This is a genomic window from Streptosporangium sp. NPDC003464 (genome assembly GCF_053588315.1).
In genome coordinates, this window is sequence record NZ_JBSFPS010000073.1 from 1 (window position 1) to 20,460 (window position 20,460).

The 20,460-nt window shown below is 71.1% G+C and carries 20 protein-coding genes, 1 pseudogene and 1 riboswitch; of the genes and pseudogenes, 12 read left to right on the top strand and 9 right to left on the bottom strand.

What is annotated here, in order from left to right:
- The 4 genes from ACWDS7_RS18195 to ctaE form a co-directional block, all read right to left on the bottom strand.
- On the bottom strand, nt 1–740 hold a 740-nt coding region (locus tag ACWDS7_RS18195; protein WP_451930214.1), incomplete at its 3' end, for a cytochrome b.
- A complete protein-coding gene (gene qcrA / locus ACWDS7_RS18200) occupies nt 737–1,846 on the bottom strand; it encodes a cytochrome bc1 complex Rieske iron-sulfur subunit (protein ID WP_451930215.1) in 1,110 nt (369 codons plus the stop codon). The genes ACWDS7_RS18195 and qcrA, both read right to left, overlap by 4 nt.
- Nucleotides 1,843–2,652 carry a cytochrome bc1 complex diheme cytochrome c subunit gene (gene qcrC, locus ACWDS7_RS18205; protein WP_306857591.1) on the bottom strand — a complete coding sequence of 270 codons (810 nt, stop codon included), beginning with the start codon at nt 2,650–2,652 and terminating at the stop codon, nt 1,843–1,845. The genes qcrA and qcrC overlap by 4 nt, the downstream gene beginning before the upstream one ends.
- Nucleotides 2,653–2,668: 16 nt before the next feature.
- Nucleotides 2,669–3,286, bottom strand: coding sequence for an aa3-type cytochrome oxidase subunit III (ctaE, locus tag ACWDS7_RS18210; protein WP_306857592.1), 618 nt, complete (start codon nt 3,284–3,286; stop codon nt 2,669–2,671).
- A 177-nt stretch (nt 3,287–3,463) separates the two neighbouring features.
- Between ctaE and ACWDS7_RS18215 the strand changes: the two genes are divergently transcribed.
- The 3 genes from ACWDS7_RS18215 to ACWDS7_RS18225 all read left to right on the top strand — a co-directional run bounded on the left by ACWDS7_RS18215 (nt 3,464) and on the right by ACWDS7_RS18225 (nt 5,881).
- Nucleotides 3,464–3,880: a response regulator gene (locus ACWDS7_RS18215; protein WP_306857593.1), complete on the top strand. Its 417-nt coding sequence runs from the start codon at nt 3,464–3,466 to the stop codon at nt 3,878–3,880.
- Between the two features lie 19 nt (nt 3,881–3,899).
- On the top strand, nt 3,900–4,946 hold the full coding sequence (gene trpD, locus ACWDS7_RS18220; RefSeq protein ID WP_306857594.1) for an anthranilate phosphoribosyltransferase: 1,047 nt from the start codon (nt 3,900–3,902) through the stop codon (nt 4,944–4,946).
- Between the two features lie 83 nt (nt 4,947–5,029).
- The gene (locus ACWDS7_RS18225) at nt 5,030–5,881 is read left to right on the top strand and encodes a sensor histidine kinase (protein ID WP_451930216.1); all 852 of its coding nucleotides are present in this window, start codon (nt 5,030–5,032) and stop codon (nt 5,879–5,881) included.
- 211 nt (nt 5,882–6,092) lie between these two features.
- On the opposite strand, the gene ACWDS7_RS18230 is transcribed toward ACWDS7_RS18225, so the two are convergent.
- The 3 genes from ACWDS7_RS18230 to ACWDS7_RS18240 all read right to left on the bottom strand — a co-directional run bounded on the left by ACWDS7_RS18230 (nt 6,093) and on the right by ACWDS7_RS18240 (nt 8,528).
- The gene (locus ACWDS7_RS18230) at nt 6,093–6,380 is read right to left on the bottom strand and encodes an Lrp/AsnC family transcriptional regulator (RefSeq protein WP_306857596.1); all 288 of its coding nucleotides are present in this window, start codon (nt 6,378–6,380) and stop codon (nt 6,093–6,095) included.
- Nucleotides 6,381–6,422: 42 nt separating this feature from the next.
- The gene (locus ACWDS7_RS18235) at nt 6,423–8,147 is read right to left on the bottom strand and encodes a DEDD exonuclease domain-containing protein (protein ID WP_306857597.1); all 1,725 of its coding nucleotides are present in this window, start codon (nt 8,145–8,147) and stop codon (nt 6,423–6,425) included.
- Nucleotides 8,148–8,312: 165 nt separating this feature from the next.
- Nucleotides 8,313–8,528: a hypothetical protein gene (locus ACWDS7_RS18240; RefSeq protein ID WP_451930217.1), complete on the bottom strand. Its 216-nt coding sequence runs from the start codon at nt 8,526–8,528 to the stop codon at nt 8,313–8,315.
- A gap of 111 nt (nt 8,529–8,639) precedes the next feature.
- On the opposite strand from ACWDS7_RS18240, the gene ACWDS7_RS18245 reads away from it, so the two are divergent.
- Nucleotides 8,640–9,842, top strand: coding sequence for a sensor histidine kinase (locus ACWDS7_RS18245; protein WP_451930218.1), 1,203 nt, complete (start codon nt 8,640–8,642; stop codon nt 9,840–9,842).
- A gap of 268 nt (nt 9,843–10,110) precedes the next feature.
- On the top strand, nt 10,111–10,821 hold the full coding sequence (locus tag ACWDS7_RS18250; RefSeq protein WP_451930219.1) for a response regulator transcription factor: 711 nt from the start codon (nt 10,111–10,113) through the stop codon (nt 10,819–10,821).
- A gap of 232 nt (nt 10,822–11,053) precedes the next feature.
- Here ACWDS7_RS18250 and ACWDS7_RS18255 read toward each other — a convergent pair whose 3' ends face one another.
- On the bottom strand, nt 11,054–12,172 hold the full coding sequence (locus ACWDS7_RS18255) for a phosphotransferase family protein (protein WP_451930220.1): 1,119 nt from the start codon (nt 12,170–12,172) through the stop codon (nt 11,054–11,056).
- A gap of 240 nt (nt 12,173–12,412) precedes the next feature.
- Between ACWDS7_RS18255 and ACWDS7_RS18260 the strand changes: the two genes are divergently transcribed.
- The 6 genes and pseudogenes from ACWDS7_RS18260 (at nt 12,413) to ACWDS7_RS18285 (ending at nt 18,901) form a co-directional block, all read left to right on the top strand.
- On the top strand, nt 12,413–13,675 hold the full coding sequence (locus tag ACWDS7_RS18260; RefSeq protein WP_451930221.1) for an NYN domain-containing protein: 1,263 nt from the start codon (nt 12,413–12,415) through the stop codon (nt 13,673–13,675).
- 46 nt (nt 13,676–13,721) lie between these two features.
- Nucleotides 13,722–14,336, top strand: a complete 615-nt coding sequence (locus ACWDS7_RS18265; RefSeq protein ID WP_451930222.1) for a hypothetical protein — start codon at nt 13,722–13,724, stop codon at nt 14,334–14,336.
- A 139-nt stretch (nt 14,337–14,475) separates the two neighbouring features.
- Nucleotides 14,476–15,432, top strand: a complete 957-nt coding sequence (locus ACWDS7_RS18270) for an NlpC/P60 family protein (RefSeq protein ID WP_451930223.1) — start codon at nt 14,476–14,478, stop codon at nt 15,430–15,432.
- 297 nt (nt 15,433–15,729) lie between these two features.
- The gene (locus ACWDS7_RS18275) at nt 15,730–16,098 is read left to right on the top strand and encodes a hypothetical protein (RefSeq protein WP_451930224.1); all 369 of its coding nucleotides are present in this window, start codon (nt 15,730–15,732) and stop codon (nt 16,096–16,098) included.
- A gap of 266 nt (nt 16,099–16,364) precedes the next feature.
- A riboswitch (cyclic di-AMP (ydaO/yuaA leader) is annotated at nt 16,365–16,523 on the top strand.
- A 145-nt stretch (nt 16,524–16,668) separates the two neighbouring features.
- On the top strand, nt 16,669–17,124 hold the full coding sequence (locus tag ACWDS7_RS18280; RefSeq protein ID WP_451930225.1) for a C40 family peptidase: 456 nt from the start codon (nt 16,669–16,671) through the stop codon (nt 17,122–17,124).
- 132 nt (nt 17,125–17,256) lie between these two features.
- Nucleotides 17,257–18,901 (top strand): annotated as a pseudogene (locus ACWDS7_RS18285) (IS1182 family transposase).
- Nucleotides 18,902–18,920: 19 nt separating this feature from the next.
- Here ACWDS7_RS18285 and ACWDS7_RS18290 read toward each other — a convergent pair.
- The gene (locus ACWDS7_RS18290) at nt 18,921–19,283 is read right to left on the bottom strand and encodes a hypothetical protein (protein ID WP_451930226.1); all 363 of its coding nucleotides are present in this window, start codon (nt 19,281–19,283) and stop codon (nt 18,921–18,923) included.
- Nucleotides 19,284–19,586: 303 nt separating this feature from the next.
- Between ACWDS7_RS18290 and ACWDS7_RS18295 the strand changes: the two genes are divergently transcribed.
- Complete coding sequence (locus ACWDS7_RS18295; protein ID WP_451930227.1) at nt 19,587–20,372, top strand: hypothetical protein; 786 nt, start codon at nt 19,587–19,589, stop codon at nt 20,370–20,372.
- Nucleotides 20,373–20,460 lie beyond the last annotated feature (88 nt).

Consider the following 20,460-nt stretch of genomic DNA (forward strand, 5'->3'; position numbering starts at 1 on the left):
TTGTTGTTCGTGCGGCCCTTGCCCGGCATCTGCGTGTGCTTCTGCACCCACATCAGGATCATGTGGGCGGTGATGAGCGCCAGCAGGATGCCCGGGATGAGCAGGATGTGGAGGGAGTAGAACCGGGAGATCACGTCCTCGCCGGGGTATTCGCCGCCGAAGAGGAAGAAGGTGATCCAGGTGCCGACCAGCGGCAGCGAGATCGCCACACCCTCGGTGATCCGCAGACCCGCGCCGGAGAGCAGGTCGTCGGGGAGGGAGTAGCCGGTCAGACCCTCGGCCAGGGCCAGCGTCAGCAGCAGGACGCCGATCAGCCAGTTGAGCTCGCGCGGCTTGCGGTACGCACCGGTGAAGAACACTCGGAGCGCGTGGACCATCATGCCGGCGACGAACAGCAGGGCCGCCCAGTGGTGCATCTGCCGCATCAGCAGACCGCCGCGCACGTCGAAGCTGATGTGCAGCGACGAGGCGTACGCCTCGGACATCATGACGCCCTTGAGCGGCTCGTAGGAGCCCTCGTAGACGACGTGGCCCATGGTGGGCTTGAAGAAGAACGTCAGGAACGTGCCGGTCAGCAGCAGGACGATGAACGAGTAGAGCGCGATCTCGCCCAGCAGGAACGACCAGTGATCGGGGAAGACCTTCCGCAGGTTGCGCTTGAGGAAGTTTCCGGCGCCGATGCGCTCATCGATGAAATTGCTCGTGCTCGCTATGGGCTTCGGAACGGTTCCGGTGCTCATGCGTGGCCTCCGTTCTCACGGACCTCGGCCTCGGCGTCGCCGCGCTCCCAGAAGCTGGGGCCCGGGGGGACGGCGAAGTCAGCCGTGGCCACGAGGTATCCCTCGTCGTCCACGGCGATGGGCAGCTGGGGCAGAGGCCGGGCGGCCGGACCGAAGATGACCTTGGCGCCGTCGGCGGCATCGAAGGTGGACTGGTGGCACGGGCACAGGATGTGGTGCGTGGTCTGCTCGTAGAGGGCGGCGGGGCAGCCCACGTGCGTGCAGATCTTCGAGTACGCGACGATGCCGTCGTGCGTCCAGTTCAGGTTCGTTCCGGACTTGATCTCTTCCGGGCGGAATTTGATCAAGATCAGCGTGGCCTTGGCCAGCGCGTTCAGGTCGTGCTCGTAACCCTCGGGCACCACCGACAGGATGCCGCCCGGGGAGTTGAAGTCCGCCGCGCGGATCGGCGCGCCGGTGCCCTCCACGACGAGCTTGCGGGGCTTGCCGTCCTTGGTCTTCTCTCCCCAGACGGTGTGCCGCAGCTTGCTCGGGAAGTCGGCGTAGGACGGGCCGAGGTCGCGCAGCAGGACCAGCGGGGCCAGGCCCAGCGGGGCGGCGGCCATCAGCAGCGTGCGGCGCAGCAGCGGCCGCTTGGTGATGCCGCTCTCGGCCACGCCCTGGGTGAAGGTCTCGGCGACGTATTCCCGGGTCTGGCCGTCGGAGGCCATCGGGTGGCGCTCCTGGACCAGGTTGTACTTCGGCATGATCATGCGGACCCAGACCACGATGCCCGCGGCCAGCGCCATCAGCGCCAGGGTGAGCGCGCCGCCCAGGGCCAGGGTGGAGAGCTGCGTCTTCTCGACGTCGCCGACCTGGAAGACCACGTAGGCCACGATGAAGCCGATGCCCGCGAGCAGGGCGACGGTGAAGCACAGGGCGGCGAACTTCTCGCCCTTCTTCGCCGTCGCCTCGTTCTGGAGGGTCACGCCGGGGACGTCGACGGCCCCGGCGTGCTGCTCCTCGGCGCCGAGCAGGGACGTGCCTGTGGCGGGCGAGGGGGTGCCGATGACGCGCTTGGGCACGCGGTCTTCGGGCTGCTCGATGTCGTGATTGTTGTCAGTCATTGGGCCTGTCGCTTCTTCGCGGTGATCCAGATGGCGGCCAGGGCGAGCAGGCTGATGCCCGCGATCCAGGCCACCAGGCCCTCGGTTACCGGGCCGATGCGGCCGAGACCTGCGCCGCCGGGGTTGGGCTCCTCACGCACGCCCACGATGTAGGCGATCATGTCCCGCTTCTGCTCGGGAGTGATGATGCTGTCGTTGAACACCGGCATCGCCTGCGGGCCAGTGATCATGGCCTCGTAGATCTGCGTCGGGGTGGCGTCGTGCAGCGGCGGAGCGTACTTGCCCTGGGTCAGGGCGCCGCCGGAGCCGACGAAGTTGTGGCACTGGATGCAGTTCGCGCGGAACAGCTCGCCACCCTTCGCCTTGTTGCCCTTCGCGGGGTCGACCTGCTCCTGCGTGGGGACGGTCGGGCCGCCGCCGAGGGACTGGATGTAGGCCGAGAGCTGCCTGATGGTCTCGTCGTTGACCCACGGGGCCACGGGCTTGCGCGGCGCCTGGGCGCCGGGGTTGGCCAGGGGCATACGGCCACTGCTGACCTGGAAGTCCACGGCCGCCGCGCCGACGCCGACGAGCGTCGGGCCGTTCGCCGTGCCCTCGGCGTTGAGGCCGTGGCAGCTGGCGCAGCTCTGCTCGAAGAGTTTCTTGCCCTGCGCCACGTCGTCGGCCCTGCCGGCGGCGATGGCCGCGTCGGCCCGCTCGCTCGGCGGGGCCACGAGGGTGTAGAACCCCCCGACTAGCCCGAGGGCCAGAAGCAGGACGGCGTATCTCGCGAGGGGATGCCGCCGCCTAGCGGTGATCCTGTTCACTGAGATCCCCGATTCCTTAATGAATGCCGTAGATGGTCACGAAAAGGCCAATCCAGACCACGTCGACGAAGTGCCAGTAGTAGGACACGACGATCGCGCTGGTCGCCTGCTCACGGGTGAAGCGCTTCGCGGCGTACGTGCGTCCCAGCATGAACAGGAACGCGATCAGTCCACCGGTCACGTGGAGGCCGTGAAAGCCCGTGGTCAGGTAGAACACCGAGTCGTACGCGGAGTGCGACAGGGTGTGCCCCTCCTCGACCAGCTGGCTGTACTCGTACAGCTGGCCGCCGACGAACACGGCGCCCATCAGGAAGCTGACGATGTACCAGAAGCGCAGCTTGGCGACCTGGCCCTTCTCAGCGGCCCACACGCCAAGCTGGCAGGTCACACTCGACAGGACCAGGATGATCGTGTTGACCAGTGAGAACTGGACGTTCAGATGAGCCTCGGGCCAGGGCAGGCCCTCGCCCAGGCTCACTGACCGGATGGTGAAGTACATCGCGAACAGCGCCGCGAAGAACATGAGCTCGGAGGACAGCCAGACGATCGTCCCGACGCTGACCAGATCGGGTCGGCGGGACGAATGTGCTGTCGTCGTCGTTGATATTGCGGATGCTGTCGCCACGGGCAGCATTATTGCGGCTCTCCAGCTCGGGTCGCCGCACGACCCCCCAATAGGGGCCTCAAATGTCCATCCAAACTGGATGTACGGGGCATTTTGCCCGTCAATGCCTCCGGCCTGGGTCTGCGGGCGGGGTGACCGGTAGCATCCCAGGTGACCATACATCGACAAGGGATAGTGAGCGCGACCGTGAGCACCGACGACAAGCTGAGGGTCCTCGTCTACAGCGACGACGCGAGCACCCGCGAGAAGGTGCGCCAGGCGATCGGCCGGCGTCCCGCCGCCGACGTGCCCCTGGTGGAGATCGTGGAGTGCGCCACCCACGCCAAGGTCGTCCAGCACTTCGACTCCGGGGAGATCGACGTCGCCGTGCTCGACGCCGAGGCGCAGCCGGCCGGCGGCATGGGCGTGGCCCGCCAGGCCAAGGACGAGGTCTACGACTGCCCGCCGATCTGCCTGCTGATCGCCCGCCGCGACGACCGCTGGCTGGCCGAGTGGTCCCGGGCCGAGGCCGTGGTGGCGCAGCCGATCGACCCGGTGGTCCTGGCCGACACCGTCGCCGACCTGATGCGCCGCCGCCTCTCCACCCGCCTGACCGCCCGGTAGACCACTCCTGGAGACCCCCATGGACGCGCGCACCACCTGGCCCGCGCTGCTGACGGCCCTGCTCGCCGGCGAGCACCTGACGGCCGACGAGACCGCCTGGGCGATGAACGAGATCATGTCCGGCTCGGCGACGTCCGCGCAGATCGCGGGCTTCGCCGTGGCCCTGCGGGCCAAGGGCGAGACCGTCGCGGAGGTGACCGGGCTGGCGCGCACGATGCTGGAGCGGGCCACCCCGCTGTCGGTGGCCGGCCCCGTCGTCGACGTCGTCGGCACCGGCGGCGACCGCGCGCACACGGTCAACGTCTCGACGATGGCGGCGATCGTGGCGGCCGCCGCGGGCGCTCGGGTGGTCAAGCACGGCAACCGCGCCGCGTCCTCCTCCTGCGGCGCCGCCGACGTGCTGGAGCACCTGGGGGTCGTGCTCGACCTGTCACCCGCCGCCACCGCCGAGGTCGCGGTGGAGGCGGGCATCGCCTTCTGTTTCGCGCCGCTCTACCACCCCGCGCTGCGCTTCGCCGGCCCGCCGCGCAAGGAGCTCGGCATCCCGACCGTCTTCAACTTCCTGGGCCCCCTGACCAACCCGGCCAGGCCCGAGGCGCAGGCGATCGGCATCTTCGACCCGGGCATGCTCCCCGTGGTCGCGGGCGTGTTCGCCGAGCGCGGGGTGTCGGCCCTGGTCTTCCGGGGCGACGACGGGCTCGACGAGCTGACCACCGCGACGACCTCCACGGTCTGGGTGGTGCGCGAGGGCGCCGCCACGCAGACCGTCTTCGACCCGGCCGCGCTCGGCATCCCCCGGGCCGCGCCCGACGCGCTGCGCGGCGGGGACGTGGTCTTCAACGCCCAGGCCGTGCGCGACCTGCTCCAGGGCAGGACCGGTCCGGTCCGTGACGCGGTGCTGCTCAACGCCGCCGCCGCGCTGGTCGCCCTCGACAGCAAGGGCGACGACCTCGAAGCCGCCATGTCCGCCGCCCACGCGCGGGCCGTCCAGGCCGTCGACTCCGGCGCCGCCGCGGCCGTCCTCGACCGCTGGGTCGAGGCCAGCCAGGCGCGCAGGCCGCGCTGACCTCGGCCATCCCCTCACGGGCGGACGGGAGATCCACCCGTGAGGGGATGCCTCCCTCCGCGGGGCCGTCTTAGATTGCGCCCATGTGGCGTGTCGATCCCCTGACCGAGCAGATACTGCCTGCCCTGGCGCTGTCCGTTCTGCTCGGCCTGTCCCTGGCCGTCGCGGGACTCGCCCGCGAGCGCAGACTCCTGCTCCTGAGGCTCCGCCGTGAGCAGGCCAAGCTCGCCGACCAGCAGGTCGCGCTGGCCCATGCCGCCGTCACCGAGGAACGCGCCCGCATCGCCCACGAGTTACACGACGTCGTCGCCCACGGGGTCAGCATGATGACGCTCGGTGTCGGCGCCGGCCGTATGATCATGGAGAAGGACCCGGCGCGGGCCCGCGAGACCCTGCGGCTGGCCGAGGAGTCCGGCCGCCAGGCGCTCCTGGAGCTGCAGCGCATGCTCTGCCTGCTGAAGGCCGAGGGGGCCCCGGGGGCCAGGACACCCCAGCCCAAGCTGTCGGACCTGTCCGACCTGCTGACCCAGGTCCGTACGGCGGGCCTGCGAGTGGACGTGGTCGAGGACGGCAGGCCCGTCGAGATCGGTCTCGCCCTCGAACTGTCGGCCTACCGGATCGTCCAGGAGGCGCTCAGCAACACCCTCAGGCGCGCGCGGGCGCAGTCGGCCCATGTCACCCTGCGCTGGCGTCCGGGCTTCCTGGACGTGCTGGTCCGCGACGACGGCCAGGCCACCACCACGGCGACCACCGGCCACGGCCTGCTCGGCATGCGCGAGCGCGCCACGCTCTTCGGCGGCACGCTCGAAGCCGAGGCCCTCCCCGAGGGGGGCTTCGAGGTGCGCGCCCGGCTGCCCACGGTGGGCGAGGCACGGCCGGCCCTCACCCGCCCCGGCGAGGCCCAGCCGGTCCCGGACACCCGCCCGCGTGGGTGAGCGCCGGCCTCGGTCCTTTTCGGCGGGCGCGGCTCGGCCGGCTCCGGATCTCGTCCGTCTGGATGAGGCCAGGCCGGCCCTGGGCACCCGCCCGCGTGGGTGAGTGCCGGCCTCGGTCGTTTTCGGCGGGCGCGGCTCGGTCGGCCTCCGGCCGTCCGCCCGCCTGGGTGAGGGGGCAAAGCCGGTCCTCGGCCCCGCCCCCTGGTGGGCGTCAGTCGGACTCGCCGAGACCGATCGAGAAGGCGGCCTCGAGGTCGTGCCGGGAGTAGGTGCGGAAGGCGATGTGCGTCTCGGTGCGCAGCACCCCGGCGACCTTGTTGATCCGGCCCGGGATGACCTCGGCGATCTCCTCGTAGGCGGTGACGCGGACCATGGCCATCAGGTCGTACTCACCGGTGATGGAGTAGACCTCGCTCACCCCGTCGATCTCGGCGATCGTCTGGGCGACCTCGGGGATCCGGTCCACCTCGGCGTTGATGTGCACGATCGCGGTGATCACGAGCTTCCTCCTCGTTGAGTGCGGCTTGCAGCTCCGAAGTTATCAGCGCGCCGGGCGGCCCTCACGCCGCTGGTGCGGCTCGGCGGGACGGTAGGCGTGGTCGAGGCGGGCCCTGAGCCGTCCGGCGCCGCCGACGGGCAGGCTCCAGGTGCCCTCCACCTGCACCAGCCGCACGCCGGGGCTCTCCAGCCAGCGCAGGATGCACTCGGTCTCCTCGGCGCTGGCGGCGGGCACGGGACCCGGCCCCGGCACGACGGTCTCGGCGGTGGCCACCAGCGCGTCCACGAACGGGGTGGGGTGCGCGCCCCGGGGCATCACCCCGGCCGAGGCCAGCCTGCCGTACCGGACGACGTGGATCTGCCAGCCGCCGGCCGCCGCGGGGGAGGCCGCGACCAGCTGGGGGATCGAGGTGAGGGAGCGCAGTCGCTGCATGCGCGCGGAGGTGCGGACGTAGGCGGCGAGCCGGTCGCGGTCGGCCGCGGCCTCCTCGTAGCGTTCCTCGGAGGACAGCCGCTCCATGCGCGCCTGGACCGCGGAGAAGACCGTCGTGGCCTCCAGCTCCATCGCCCGGCGCGCGGCCGCGGCGTGCAGGCCGTACTCCTCGGCGCCCTGGCGGCCCTCGCAGGGCGCCCCGCACCTGCCCAGCTCGGCGAGGGCGCAGGCGGGGCGCCTGGTGCGCGGGGTGATCCGCTCGGTGCACTGCCGCAGCGGGACCGCCTCGTGCAGCGCGGCGCGGGCGTCCTCGGCCGCGCGGGTGCTGGTGAACGGGCCCAGGTAGCCGGCGTCGTCGTCTCTGACCTCGCGGACGATCGACAGGCGGGGGAACGGCTCGTCGGTGAGCTTGAGCCAGAGCATCTTCTCGGGGAAGCGCGACCTGCGGTTGTATCGCGGCTTGGCGGAGCCGATCAGCCGCAGCTCCCTGACCTCGGCCTCCAGCGCGGTGGCGCAGGAGATCGGCCGGACCCGCTCGACGATGCCGATCATCTCGCGGATCCGCGGCCGGGTCTCCCCGGCGGTGAAGTAACTGCGCACGCGGTTGCGGAGGTTGGTGCTCTTGCCGACGTAGAGAGGGTCGCCGCGCTCGTCCTCGAAGACGTAGACGCCGGGGCCGGTCGGCACCGCGTCGGCCAGGTGCCGCTTGCGCCGCTGCTCCGGGGTGGGCGCGCGGACGAAGCCCTTGAGCTCCTCCAGCGTGTGCACCCCGAACGAGCCCGCCCGCTCCAGCAGCGCGTGGAGCACGTCCACGGTGGCCTGGGCGTCGGCGAGGGCGCGGTGGCAGGGCTCGGTCCGGCTGAAGATCCGGGCCAGCGTGGACAGCTTGCAGTTCGGCGCCTCGTCGCGGGTCAGCAGCTTGCGCGCCAGCACCACGGTGTCGACCACCTGGTGGGTGGGCGGGGGGTAGCCGTGGGCGGCGCAGGCGGCCTTGACGAAGCCCAGGTCGAAGCCCGCGTTGTGCGCCACGAGCGTGGTGCCCTCGGCGAACTCCAGGAACGACGGCAGCACCGACTCGATCTTCGGGGCCGCCATGACCATGGTGTCGGTGATGCCGGTGAGCACGGAGATGAACGGCGGGATCGGCGACCCGGGATCGACCAGAGTGGCGAACTCGCCCAGCACCTCACCGCCCCGGACCTTGACCGCGCCGATCTCCGTGATCGCGTGCTCGCCCGCCGAAACCCCGGTGGTCTCCAGGTCGAACACGACGAACGTGATCTGATCGAGTGGCGTGCCCAGCTCGTCCAGCGTTCCCTGCACGACGTAATCCACGGTTCAAGACCATAGGAGCCCCGACCGACATTTAGCGCGCCGGGGCCCGCCGGAGGCGTGGACCGGACCTGTGAGGGATCCGGTGGCGGGCCCTGTGGCGGGCATTGTGAGGGACCTGTGAGGGGCCCTCTGACGGGCCCTGTGACGGGCCCGCCCGGCCGCGGGTCAGTCCCTGTCCACGGCCGAGCCCGCCGCCCACAGCGCCAGCCCCAGCACGCCCAGCACGATGCAGGCGAAGATCTCGTATCCGCGCAGGAATCCCAGATGGTTGACCAGGAGCAGATCGTGGGCCCACCGCCACCATCCCAGGAGGGAGTTCGCGGCTCCGCCGACACCCTGGATGAGACAGACGGCTCCGGCCAGCTCAAGAGATCCCTTCATGCCGTCGATACTGGTGAGCGGTCCGGCTGCGCCGCCTCGGCCGAAGGTCGGCGGTGGCATCGACTTTGGTCGCTACCGGGCCGGGTGCGCTCCGCCGTACCGTCGGGGAACGTGACGGAATATCGGTGGCTGCTCCCCGCGGTCCTGCACGGGGATCCGGGGGAGGGGCAGCCCGGGGTGCGGCGCTCGACCCGCGACTGGGCCGTGGACATGTTCGTCTTCCTCGGGGCCGCGGGGACGGGGCTGTTCATGGCCCTCGCCCTGCGTTCCGACACCTCCACACCGCAGCCGATCCTCCTCGCCGACCAGGTGGTGGGGGCGCTCGCGTGCGCCGCGGTCTGGCTGCGCCGCCGCTGGCCCGTGGGGCTGGCGCTGGCGCTGCTGCCGGTCTCGCTGCTGTCCAGCGTCGCCACCGGTCCCGTCTGCGTGGCGCTGTTCACCGTGGCCGTGCACCGGCCGCTGAAGTTCGCGGCCCTGACGGGCGGGCTGCACCTGCTCACGCTGGCGCCCTACCTCTGCTGGCGGCCCGATCCCGAGCTCCCCTTCTGGGTGGAGTTCACGGTCGCCGCGCTGCTCTACGTCCTGCTGGTCATCTGGGGCATGTTCGTGCGGGCCCGGCGCCAGCTCGTGCTCACGCTGCGCGAGCGGGCCGAGCGGGCAGAGGTGGAGGCGGAGCTGCGGGTGGAGCGGGCCAGGCACCTGGAGCGCGAACGCATCGCCAGGGAGATGCACGACGTGCTCGCCCACCGGCTGTCGCTGCTGAGCGTGCACGCGGGCGCGCTGGAATACCGGCCGGACATGGAGCCGCACGACGTGGCCAGGACGGCGGGGGTGATCCGGGCGGGGGCCCATCAGGCGCTCCAGGACCTGCGCGAGGTCATCGGCGTGCTCCGGATCGCCCCCGAGGGCACCACCCCCGACCGGCCCCAGCCGACCCTGGCGGATCTGACCGGCCTGGTCGAGGAGTCCCGGCTCGCGGGCATGGAGGTGACGCTCGACATGCGGGTGAGCGATCCCGCCGGGGCCCCCGCCCGCCTCGGCAGAAACGCCTACCGGATCACCCAGGAGGGGCTGACCAACGCGCGCAAGCACGCCGCCGACGCCCCGGTGGGCGTCACCGTGGCCGGCGGACCCGGCGACGGGCTCACCGTCGAGATCCGCAACCCGGTGACCGTCGGGCAGGCCATCCCCGGCAGCGGGACCGGCCTGATCGGGCTCACCGAGCGCGCCGAGCTGATGGGCGGCCGTCTCGACTACGGCAGGGGCCCCGACGGCCGGTTCCGGCTCAGGGCGTGGCTGCCGTGGGCCGCGTGACGTCCCGCGGGCGGCCCGGCCGGGGCGGGGAGGCACGCCGGACGCCCCCGGCGGGCGTGTGGACCGTAGGGTGTGACCGGACGGCGTCACAGGAGACGCCATCCGGGTGGCCTCGTGGAAGGACGGGCCGGGCGGCGCCGTGGAGACACGGGCCGGAGGGCGTTGTGAGGGCCGCTGATCGGGTGGCGTCATGGGAGGCACGGGCCGGATGGCTCCGTGGGGGACATGGACCGGACGGGGCTGTGGGGGCCGCTGATCGGGTGGCGTCATGGGAGGACGAGAGGTGGCTGAGGTGGCCGGCGTGAGCACGCCCCTTCCCGGTCCGGAGATCCGTGTGCTGATCGTCGACGACGACGCGCTCGTCCGCGCCGGGCTGTCGTTGATCCTCGGCGGTGCCGGCGACCTCGTGGTGGTGGGCGAGGCCGCCGACGGGGGCGAGGTGCCCGGACTGGTGGCCGAGCACCGGCCGGACGTGGTGCTGATGGACATCCGCATGCCCGGGGTCGACGGGCTGACCGCGACCGAGCGCCTGCGCTCGGCCGCCGCGGCCCCGGAGGTGATCATCCTGACCACCTTCCACGCCGACGCCCAGGTGCTGCGGGCGCTCCGCGCCGGGGCGGCGGGATTCCTGCTGAAGGACACCCCGCCCGGCGAGCTGGTCGCCGCGGTCCGCCGGGTGGGGGCGGGCGAGCCGATCCTGTCGCCCGTGGTGACCCGGCAGCTCATCGCGCACGTCGCCGACGGCGGCGTGGTAACACGCCGGGAGCGGGCCATGACGATGCTGTCCGGGCTCAGCGACCGCGAGCGCGAGGTCGCGGTGGCCGTCGGCCAGGGGAAGTCGAACGCGGAGATCGCCGCCGGCCTCTACATGAGCGTGGCGACGGTCAAGGCCCACGTCTCGCGGGTGCTGACCAAGCTGGAGCTCAACAACCGCGTCCAGATCGCGCTGATCGTCCACGACGCCGGGCATCTCGCCTGAGGCCGGCGCGGCGGACCATCTGAGGCCGCCTGTCTGAGGTCGGGGCGGCGGACCGTCCGAGGCCGTGATGGCGGACCGCCTGAGACCGCCTGTCTGAGGTCGGGGGGTGGCGGACCGTCCGAGGTGGATCGCCCGAGGCCGTGATGGCGGACCGCCTGTGGCCGGGGCGGTGGACCGGCCGAGGCGGACCGTCCGAGGCGGGCCGCCTGAGGTCGGGGTGGTGGCGGGCGGGTCAGCCCCAGTAGCTCCCGTCCAGCATCCGCTCGATCGTGGCCCGGTGCATGACCAGGTCGTCGGGGTCCTCCGGCATGGCCTGCTCGCCGAAGTGGATCCGCCGCTGCCAGACGCGGGCCATGATGACGCCGTGCCGGAGCGCGGCGTACATCTCGTAGAACTCCATGTCCCGGGGCGTGTAGCCGGTGATCTCCTCGTATGTCCGGCAGACGTCCTCGCGCCGCATGAAATCCGGCAGTCCGGGCAGTCCGAAGACCTGGGCGACGTCCTGGAAGAACCGGTGCAGGAAGATCATCCAGGCGATGTCCAGCTCGCGGGGGGCGACGGTGGCCATCTCCCAGTCCAGCACCCCCACCGGGGTGAAGTCCTGGTACACCACGTTCCCGATGCGGGCGTCACCCCAGTTCAGCACGGCGGGCCCGGGGTCGGCCGGCCAGTGCTCCGCCAGCCAGGCGAACGCCCGCTCCAGCACCGGGATCGGCATCCGGCCGTGCGCCCACTCGTAGTAGGCCCGCTGGCTGTCGACGTGCCCGCGCAGCGCCGGCCGGCCGGCCTGTCGAGGTTCCACCCGCCGGAGCTCCTCGGCGGTGAACGGGGCGTCGTGCAGCCTGGCCAGGATCTCGACGCTCTGCCGCTGGAGCCGGTCCCGGTCGGCCTGGGAGGCGTCGAGCAGCCAGCCCTCGAAGGTGTAGGGCATCACGTCCGGCGGCACGTCCCCGGCGAGCCGCTCCATCACGAAGAACGGCGTGCCCACCGGCCCCGGATCCGGCTCGAACCAGAGGGCGCGCGGGGCGGGCACCCCGGCGCGCTCCCTGACCATCCGCATGACCTCGAACTGCCTGCCGAGGTCGTAGCTCGGGAAGACCGGAACGGCCTCGCTCGCCGGGGCCATCCGGGCGACGCACTCGACCTCCCGCCTGCCTTCGGCGCAGTCCCAGGAGACGTCGAAGAGCAGGGTCTCGCTGGACATGCCGTTGCCCGAGGGCTGCGACAGCCGGGACACCGTGACGGGGTGGCCCAGGCGGTCGGCGAGCCAGGAACGCACCCGTCCGCGCAGCTCGCCGAGGTCGCGGGTGGAGGTGCGCATCCGCCCGTCCTGGCCAGGCCGTCCGTCCATCGCGCTCTCCCCGGTGGCGTGCGTCACAAGTCGCTGGGCACAGTCGTATACCCGTGAGCAAGCGCTTGTCCACCCGCCGTTCACCTGTCCGGTGAACACAAACCGGATTTCTGGTCATGTCCGGGTCAGGGTGCGGTAGCCGTACCCTTGACGTGAAGACCAATCCGAGTAGGGGCCGTGATGAGTTCAGCCGGAGAGGGCCTGTCTCGTCCGTTACCCGAGCAGGTTCGCTTACATGTGGTGGAGCTGGCATCCCAGATCCTGGGGTCGATGCCCTCGTCCGCCGTGCCCCTGCCGCTCAGGGGAATCGCCAGGTTCGATCCTCGTAAACGCGCCAAATTGGGCAGCGCGCCGATCGCCGCCCAGCTGGAGAGCGACAAGGAGTTCCGGGAGCTGGTCGCCGAGGCGCTGGGCACCGGCTGGCCCGAGCTGGTCGCGAGCCTCGCCGAGGGCGTCGTGCCGCCGGCCGCCGAGCCCGTCCTGGTCGCCGCCGCCGCCTACCTCACCCGGCCTCCCGGGTGGGCGGAGATGGTGGAGGTCGCCCGCGCGGACCTGGAGCAGTCGGCCGCCGCGGCCGAGGGCTCGGCGCAGGAGCAGACCCTCAACCGGCTGCGCGAGCAGCTCGCCGCGCAGAAGAGCTCGGCCAAGGAGGAGTCCGACCGGCTGCGCGAGCAGCTCAAGGCGGCCCGCTCGGAGATCTCCGACCTGCGCCGCAAGCTGCACGACGCCCGCGAGAGGGCCAGGGCGGCCGACGCGCGGGCCGCCGAGGTGGAGGAGGCCGCGCAGGAGATCAAGGCCGCCGCCGCGTCGGCGGGCAGCGCGGGGGAGAGCGAGCTGCGCCGTCTCCGCGAGCGTCTGGCCGACGCCGAACGGCAGCTGGAGGCCACCCGCCGGGCCGCCCGCGAGGGCCGGAGCGTGGAGGACACCAAGGTCCGCATGCTGCTCGACGCGCTCCAGGACGCCGCCGCCGGGCTGCGCAGGGAGCTCGCCCTGCCCTCCAGCATCAGCAGGCCCGCCGACTCGGTGGTCTCGGTCGCGCCCGGCCGGCAGGGGGTCCAGGCGGTGCCCGCCAGGGCGCTCGCCGACGACGACCCGGTCCTGCTCGACCAACTGCTCGCCCTGCCGCAGATCCACCTGATCGTGGACGGCTACAACGTGACCAAGACCGGCTACGGCACGCTCACCCTCGCCGACCAGCGCAACCGCCTGCTCACCGGTCTCGGGGCGCTTTATGCGCAGACGCGCACCGAGCTGACCTGCGTCTTCGACGGCGCCGAGCTGAACGGCCCGGTCCCGGTGTCGGCCCCCCGGGGGGTCCGGGTGATGTTCAGCGCGCCCGGCCAGATCGCCGACGACCTGATCCGCCAGCTGGTCCGCGCCGAGCCCGCCGGCCGGGCCGTCGCGGTGGTCTCCTCCGACCGCGAGGTGGCCGAGTCGGTCCGCCGGATGGGCGCGCGGCCGGTCCCGTCGGGCCTGCTCCTGCGCCGTCTGGGGCGCGGCTGAACCTTTAGGCCGTATGGTGCGTCGGATCACACTGGAGGTTGATCCGATGAAGATGACCATCGCGCTGGTATGCGCCGCTCTCGTGGCGGGCACGGCCGCCGCCGCCCCCGGCATCCCCCGGGGTTTCCTGCTCTACGAGAAGGCAGCGGCCACGAAGGACAACGACCCCGAGACCAACTGGAAGGTCAGCGACTCGCCGAAGGCGCGGCTCGCGCTGGACCCGTGCGGCAAGAACGCCCCGGGCAAGGCGGGACGGGTCGCCGCCCGGACGGTGACGTTCACCGGTGTCCCGGATTTCATGAAGGTCGAGCAGGTGGTCCTGTACGGCTCCAGGGCGGCCGCGGAGCAGGCCATGGCCCAGGTGCGCGCGGCCCTGTCCGCGTGCGGGTCCCGGACCGACAGCGGCTCCAGCTACCGGTACGTCTCCACGGCCGTGGCCGGGCTCGGCGACGACGCCCTGAAGGTCTCCGGGCAGGTCTACTACGGCGGGAAGGTCGGCGTCGGCGGGGACCGGAGCGTGGTCGTCCGCAAGGGCAGCGCCGTCCTGGTCTACCTCTGGGCCGGGGAGTACGCCAAGCCGGTCAAGCGCGACTGGGCCGACCAGCTGCGGGACGCCACCAAGATGACCGCGAAGATCTGCGGGATCGCGGCCTGCGCTTGACCGCCACCTGCGGTTAAACGAGCAAATCAGCCAAAAAGGTGAGCTGACCCTTACTAGTTCTGTACTATTCCGCCCAGGTCTTTGCACTTGGGGAGGCGGCACTGTGGCCGTGGCAGGTATGCCGGTTGGATTCAGGCGGATGCCGATGGCCGCAGGGCTGGCCCTCGCGCTGCTCCTGCTGCCGGTCGGCGGGGCTCTCGCCGAGCCGAAACCGACGGTCGCTCAGGCCAAGAAGAAGCTGGACAAGCTCAACGAGCAGGCCGACAAGGTCGTCGAGAAGTACAACCAGGCCGGCGAGAAGCTGAAGAAGGCCCGGAAGAAGTACGAGACGCTCAACACCGATCTCACGCGCCAGAACGCCAAGGTCGCCGGGCTCCGCCAGGAGCTGGTCACGATGGCCGTCAGCAGCTACCAGCTCGCCGGTGTGACCGGCTGGCAGGGCCTGATGAGCCAGCCCGACCCCGGGCTGCTGCTGGGTGGCCTGGCCAGGGCCGAGCAGATGTCCGCCGCCCGCGCCCGCTCCCTGGAGGCCTTCGACGAGGCCAACAAGGCGCTGCGCGACAACCGCGACAAGGCCAAGGTCGCCCTGGGCGAGGCCGACGCGACACGCGACGAGCTGGCCGCGGAGAAGGCCAAGGTCGAGAAGATGGTCAGGGCCCAGACCAAGCTGCTGCGCGAGCTCGGCACCTTCAAGACCGGCAACCCCAACAGCACCGGGATCCAGTACAACGGCCCGGCCTCGGGCAACGCCCGGGCCGCCCTGGACTTCGCCTTCGCCCAGATCGGCAAGCCGTACCAGTACGGAGGCACGGGTCCGGGCGGCTGGGACTGCTCCGGCCTCGTCCAGGCGTCCTGGCGCAGCGGCGGCGTCAGCCTCCCCCGTACGACCTGGGAGCAGTGGAGCTGGGGCGCGAGCCGTAAGGTCTCACTGAGCGAGCTCCAGGCCGGAGACCTCATCTTCAGCGAGGGCCTGGGCCACGTGAGCATCTACGCCGGCAACGGCCGGATCGTCCACGCCCCGCAGACCGGAGACGTCGTCAAGGTCGTCCCCCTGTCGGCCTACGGCCGCCGCCTGGTCGGGGCCGTCCGCCCCTGACGGCCGGTCTCCCGGAGCAGCCGCCCGCTGTGCTTGCCCGCCGGGCGCCTGGGCTTGTTCTTGACCGCCGGGTGCCTGCGATGGCTGTCCGTCCCTGATGGCCTCTCCCGGAATGTCCGTTCCCGGAGCGTCCGTCCGCCCCGACCGCCGGTCTCCCGGAGTGTCCGTCCGCCCCTGACGGTCAGGCGCTTGGAGTAGCCGGCCGCTCCGGGCCAGGCGTACGGCCCTGCCTCAGGTCCGCCGGACGCCCCTCGCCGCGGCTCTCGTGAGAGGCGTCCGCGTTCAGCGGGGGCGTCGATGTCCCGCGCGGCCGCCCGGGACCCGGGAGGTCTGGCGGCCACCACCGCCACGGTCTACGACACGGCGGGCCGGACCGCCAGGACCACCCGGCCCGGGGGCGTGGGGTGGGCCCCGCCCCCGGCCGTGCTCTCCTATGCCCTGGGCATCGGCAGGGTGCTGGAGGAGCGGCGCGTCGACGGCGCGGGCACGTTCACCGCCCGCTACGGCGAGGAGGGGGTCTTCGACGCCGACGCCGACGTCGACGCCGACCGGAGCCGCCTGGCGGCGATCACCGCGGAGGCGGACAACGCCTGCGAGTCCTGGCCCGGCGACCCGCTCCGCCGGCGGGGATCGAAGATCGCAATAAGTGTGACTGATGTTACATAAAAGACGATCTTCACATGATGCTCAGGAGAATGTGACGAGAGTCATAACGGGATAAGAGAACCGCCTATCACGCAGGGATTACGGAACTTCGGAAGTCCTTGTCGATCTCCATTTCCTTTGCATTGCTTTGCTGAAATTTGGGGATCGGAGTACCTTCTGGCGTCGCGGTGGCACGCCATGTCACCGCGATGGATGCCTGCCCGGAAGCCGGCATTCCGCTAAAGAATCCAACTGGCCGCCGCTCCCCTGAGGGGTCGGACCCCACCCGCGGCGGCCTGCCGAATCCGTGCAGCCAGGAGGCATGGAACCGGGGACCCAAGGGCCCTCAAGGTATGGCCAGGGGTGAATCGGCATATGTCATGCCGTAGGGCGACTTCCCCGCCCGAATCCGTCAGCTAACCCGGTAGGCATCAGTGGAAGTCCCAAGGAGAAATCCTGTCTACCACCCTGCGTAACCCTCGTCTGTCGCGCCTTGCCCGCCTTTCCCTCGGCGGTGTCGCACTCACCCTGACCGCCTCCTCCGGAGCGGTCGCGCTGGGCTCCGCGGCGGCACAGGCGGAGACGGACAACGTGCATGTCATCCAGGTCAAAAGCACCGCGAAGGCCGCCAAGGCCGGGACGGGCAAGACCAGGAAGGCCGGCACGAGCAAGGTCGCACGACAGAAGGCGAAGGCGGCCAAGGCCGTCTCGGCGGCCACGAAGCAGATCGGCGATCCGTACCGGTGGGGAGCCTCCGGTCCCGGCGCGTTCGACTGTTCCGGGCTCGTCCAGTACGCGTGGCGCAAGGCCGGCGTCTCCCTCCCCCGGATCACGCACAGCCAGTACCGCGCCGTCAGGAAGAAGGTCTCGTGGCGCAGCCTGCGCCCCGGTGACCTGCTGTTCTTCTACGGCAAGGGCCACGTGGGCATGTATGTCGGCAAGGGCAAGATGGTCCACTCGCCGAGCAGCGGCAAGACGGTCCGGACCGTGCGGCTGAAGGGGTACTACAAGTCCTCCTTCGCCGGAGCGGTCCGCCCCGGCGGCTGACGGAGGGAATCGGCCCCGCCCATCCCCGGTGGAGACACCGTTGGCGAAGTAGATCAAAAAGCAGCGGCCCCGTGATCACGTCTGTGATCACGGGGCCGCTATTGTCGTTCTTGCTCGCGGATGGAGTCGTGGGTGTCGCTGCGTTCGACTGGTCCAGATCAGATCCCGACGGCAACCCTGATGGTAGCCCGGGCAGCCTTCCCGAAAGGCAGCCTGGCGATCCGCATCCGAGATGCGTTGGGTGTCCTGTTCCAGGACGGTGACTTCGCCGTGGCGTTCTCCGCTCGTGGCCGGCCAGCGCTGTCCCCTGCTCGGCTGGCGCTGGTGTCGATCCTGCAGTTCGGCGAGGGATTGTCCGACCGGCAGGCGGCTGAGGCCGTGCGGGCGCGGATCGACTGGAAGTACGCGCTCGGGTCAGAGCTGACCGACGCCGGCTTCGACCACTCGGTGCTCAGCGAGTTCCGGGCTCGCCTGATCGCAGGGTCGCTTGAACAAAGCCTGCTGGACACGATCCTGGAGCGTGCCATGACCGCCGGGCTGCTGCGAGCCGGTGATCGGCAGCGGACGGACTCCACCCATGTGCTCACGGCTATGCGCACGATGAATCGGCTGGAGCAGGTGCATGAAACGGTGCGCGCCGCGCTCAACGCGCTGGCCGCCGCCGCACCTGACTGGCTGCTCGCTCAGGCCGAACGTGGGTGGTTCGAGCGCTACGAGGCTCGCGTTGAGGACTATCGACTGCCCCAGAACAAGGCTGAGCGCATTCGACTTGGCCACGAGATCGGCGCCGACGGGAACGGCGTCCTGCGTGCGGTGTACTCGCCCGGCCGCTCCCGGATGGCTGCGCGACCTCCCCGCGGTGCAGACGCTGCGCCACGTATGGATCCAGCAGTACGTCACCATCGACGATCAACTGCGCTGGCGAGCCCCTGACGAGCAGCCGCCAGGCACGATCCGCCAGATCTCTCCGTATGACGGCGAGGCCTGATCGGGAACCAAGCGCGACTCGCACTGGGACGGCTACAAGGTGCACCTCACCGAGACGTGCGACACCGACGCCCCGCATTTGATCACCAACGTGATCACCGCCCCGTCGCCTGGCAGCGACTACGAAGCCACCGACCAGGTTCAGGAGGCCCTGGCCTCGCACGAGCTGACACCGGCGGTGCATCTGGCCGACAAGGGCTACATGAGCGCGCACAACCTCGCACGCGCCGATCGCCGCGGCATCGAGCTGCTGGGACCGATGATGCCCGACAACGCCTGGCAAAGCGCCGAGGGCAACGGCTTCGCCGTCAGCGACTTCACCATCGACTGGGACAACCGCGTCATGACCTGCCCCGCCGGAGCCACCAGCCTGCCCTGGGCCAACGAAACCGACCAAGGCGGAACCCCGGTCATCCGCGTGCGCTTTTCGATGCGTGACTGCAAGGACTGCCCCAGCCGGGACCTCTGCACCCGCGGGGCCAAAGGCCGACGCATCACCCTGCGCCCGCAGGAGGAGCATGAAGCCCTGCAACGCGCACGACAGAGGAAAAGCATCGACGAATGGCAGCAGCGCTATGCCCACCGGGCAGGTGTCGAGGGCACCATCGCCCAAGGTGTCGATGGCTTTGGCCTGCGCAGATCCCGCTACCGCGGGACCGCCAAGACCCATCTCCAGCACCTTCTCATCGCCGCGGCGATGAACCTCACCCGGCTCGACGCATGGCTTACCGGAACGCCGCTGGCCCCGACCCGCACCTCGCATTTCGCCGCTCTGCTTCCGGCAGCGTAATGAGATTCAACTAAGAAGGTCAGTGCAGCGGAGCGTACGGCTCCCACAAGGCCGCGAGCGCCGCCACGGCTGCGAAGGCCACGAACTGCATGACCACGATGCCATTACGTCGGCGCCGCCAGGCAGCAACCACAGTGACGATCAAGATCAAGGCCATGACTGTGAAGGAGCCGTAGGCGACGGTGGAGCGAAAGGTCATCTCCGCCTGCCACTGCGCGGGAGAGGGGTCTCCGCCCGAGCAGAGCACAGTGGCGCCGTCGCACAGCACGCTCCGGTTGCGTGCCCAGTTGATGGCGAACCCCGTAGCCATCAACAGAGCCACGTCCCCAATCAGCACTGCGACAGTGGCGACGATGCGCCCGGTTAAGTCGTCCGTCTTCACGGGCAAAGCCTAGAGGCCGCGCGGATCCGGCGTGCATCCCGGAGCTGGTTGTCATCCCCGTCCTCACAGGCGTGTTTTTGGTGGTCTCAGCGGTGAAGCTGGCCAGGCGCGCCCCCTCAACACGTGAAATGGCCCCGTGATCACATTAGTGATCACGGGGCCGCTTCTGTCTTATCTACTTCGCCAACGGTGTCTCCCCGGTGGATGGACGGGGCCGCTCCATGTCCGTCGAGTGGACGGGGCCGCTCCATGTCCGTCGAGTGGACGGGGCCGCTCCGTGTCCGTCGAGTAGCATCGACTCATATGTCCGCCCCGAGAGGGCGCCGCGCCGTGCTCACCGGGATGCTGGCGCTGATGGGCGCCGGCCTGACCGCCGGAGCGGGACCGCTTCCGCAGCGGACGCGCGACCCCTGGCCCGGCTCCGCCACCGTGGTCCGCGGCGAGCACTCCGTCGTGATCGGCCACCACGTCCCCCGGGCCGACCTCCGCGACCTGGCGTCGCGGGCCGACCGCGCCGGCCGCGCCGTCGGGCGGATCTGGGGGCCGGTCCGGCCGGTGATCCTCTTTCCCGCCACCGACGCCGAGGCGGCGGCGCTCGCGGGCGCCGGGAGCACCGGCGGCCTGGCCGCGATGGCCACCGCCGACCGGGTGATCGTCCTGCCGTCGGGCTACGCGGAGCTCAGCGAGGTCGGCCGGGACGTGGTGATCGCCCACGAGCTCACGCACGTGGCCACCGGCGCGACCAGGGGCGGCCGGGTGCCGGCGTGGCTGTCGGAGGGGTTCGCCGACTACGTGGGATACCGTGACGCCGGGATCGGGGTCCGCGAGGCCGCCGCGGAGCTGGCCGAGGAGGTGCGCGCGGGCACCCTGCCCGCCCGGCTGCCGGAGGCCGCCGACTTCGCCCCCGGCGCGCCGCGGCTGGCGCAGTCCTACGAGGAGGCCTGGCTCGCCTGCCGCTACATCGCGGAGCGCTTCGGCGAGAAGGCGCTGGTGAGGCTCTACGGTAGCGATGTCGGCAGCGCACTGGGCCTGTCGCGGGCGGAGCTCACCGCCGCCTGGCGTGACCACCTCCGGAGGGAACTGGCATGACGCGGACCACGACGGACACGCCCTCCGGCCGCCGGCGCGCCCCGGCGGCGCCGGCCGCGGCGGACCACCCGTGTCGCGGAGCGGCGCC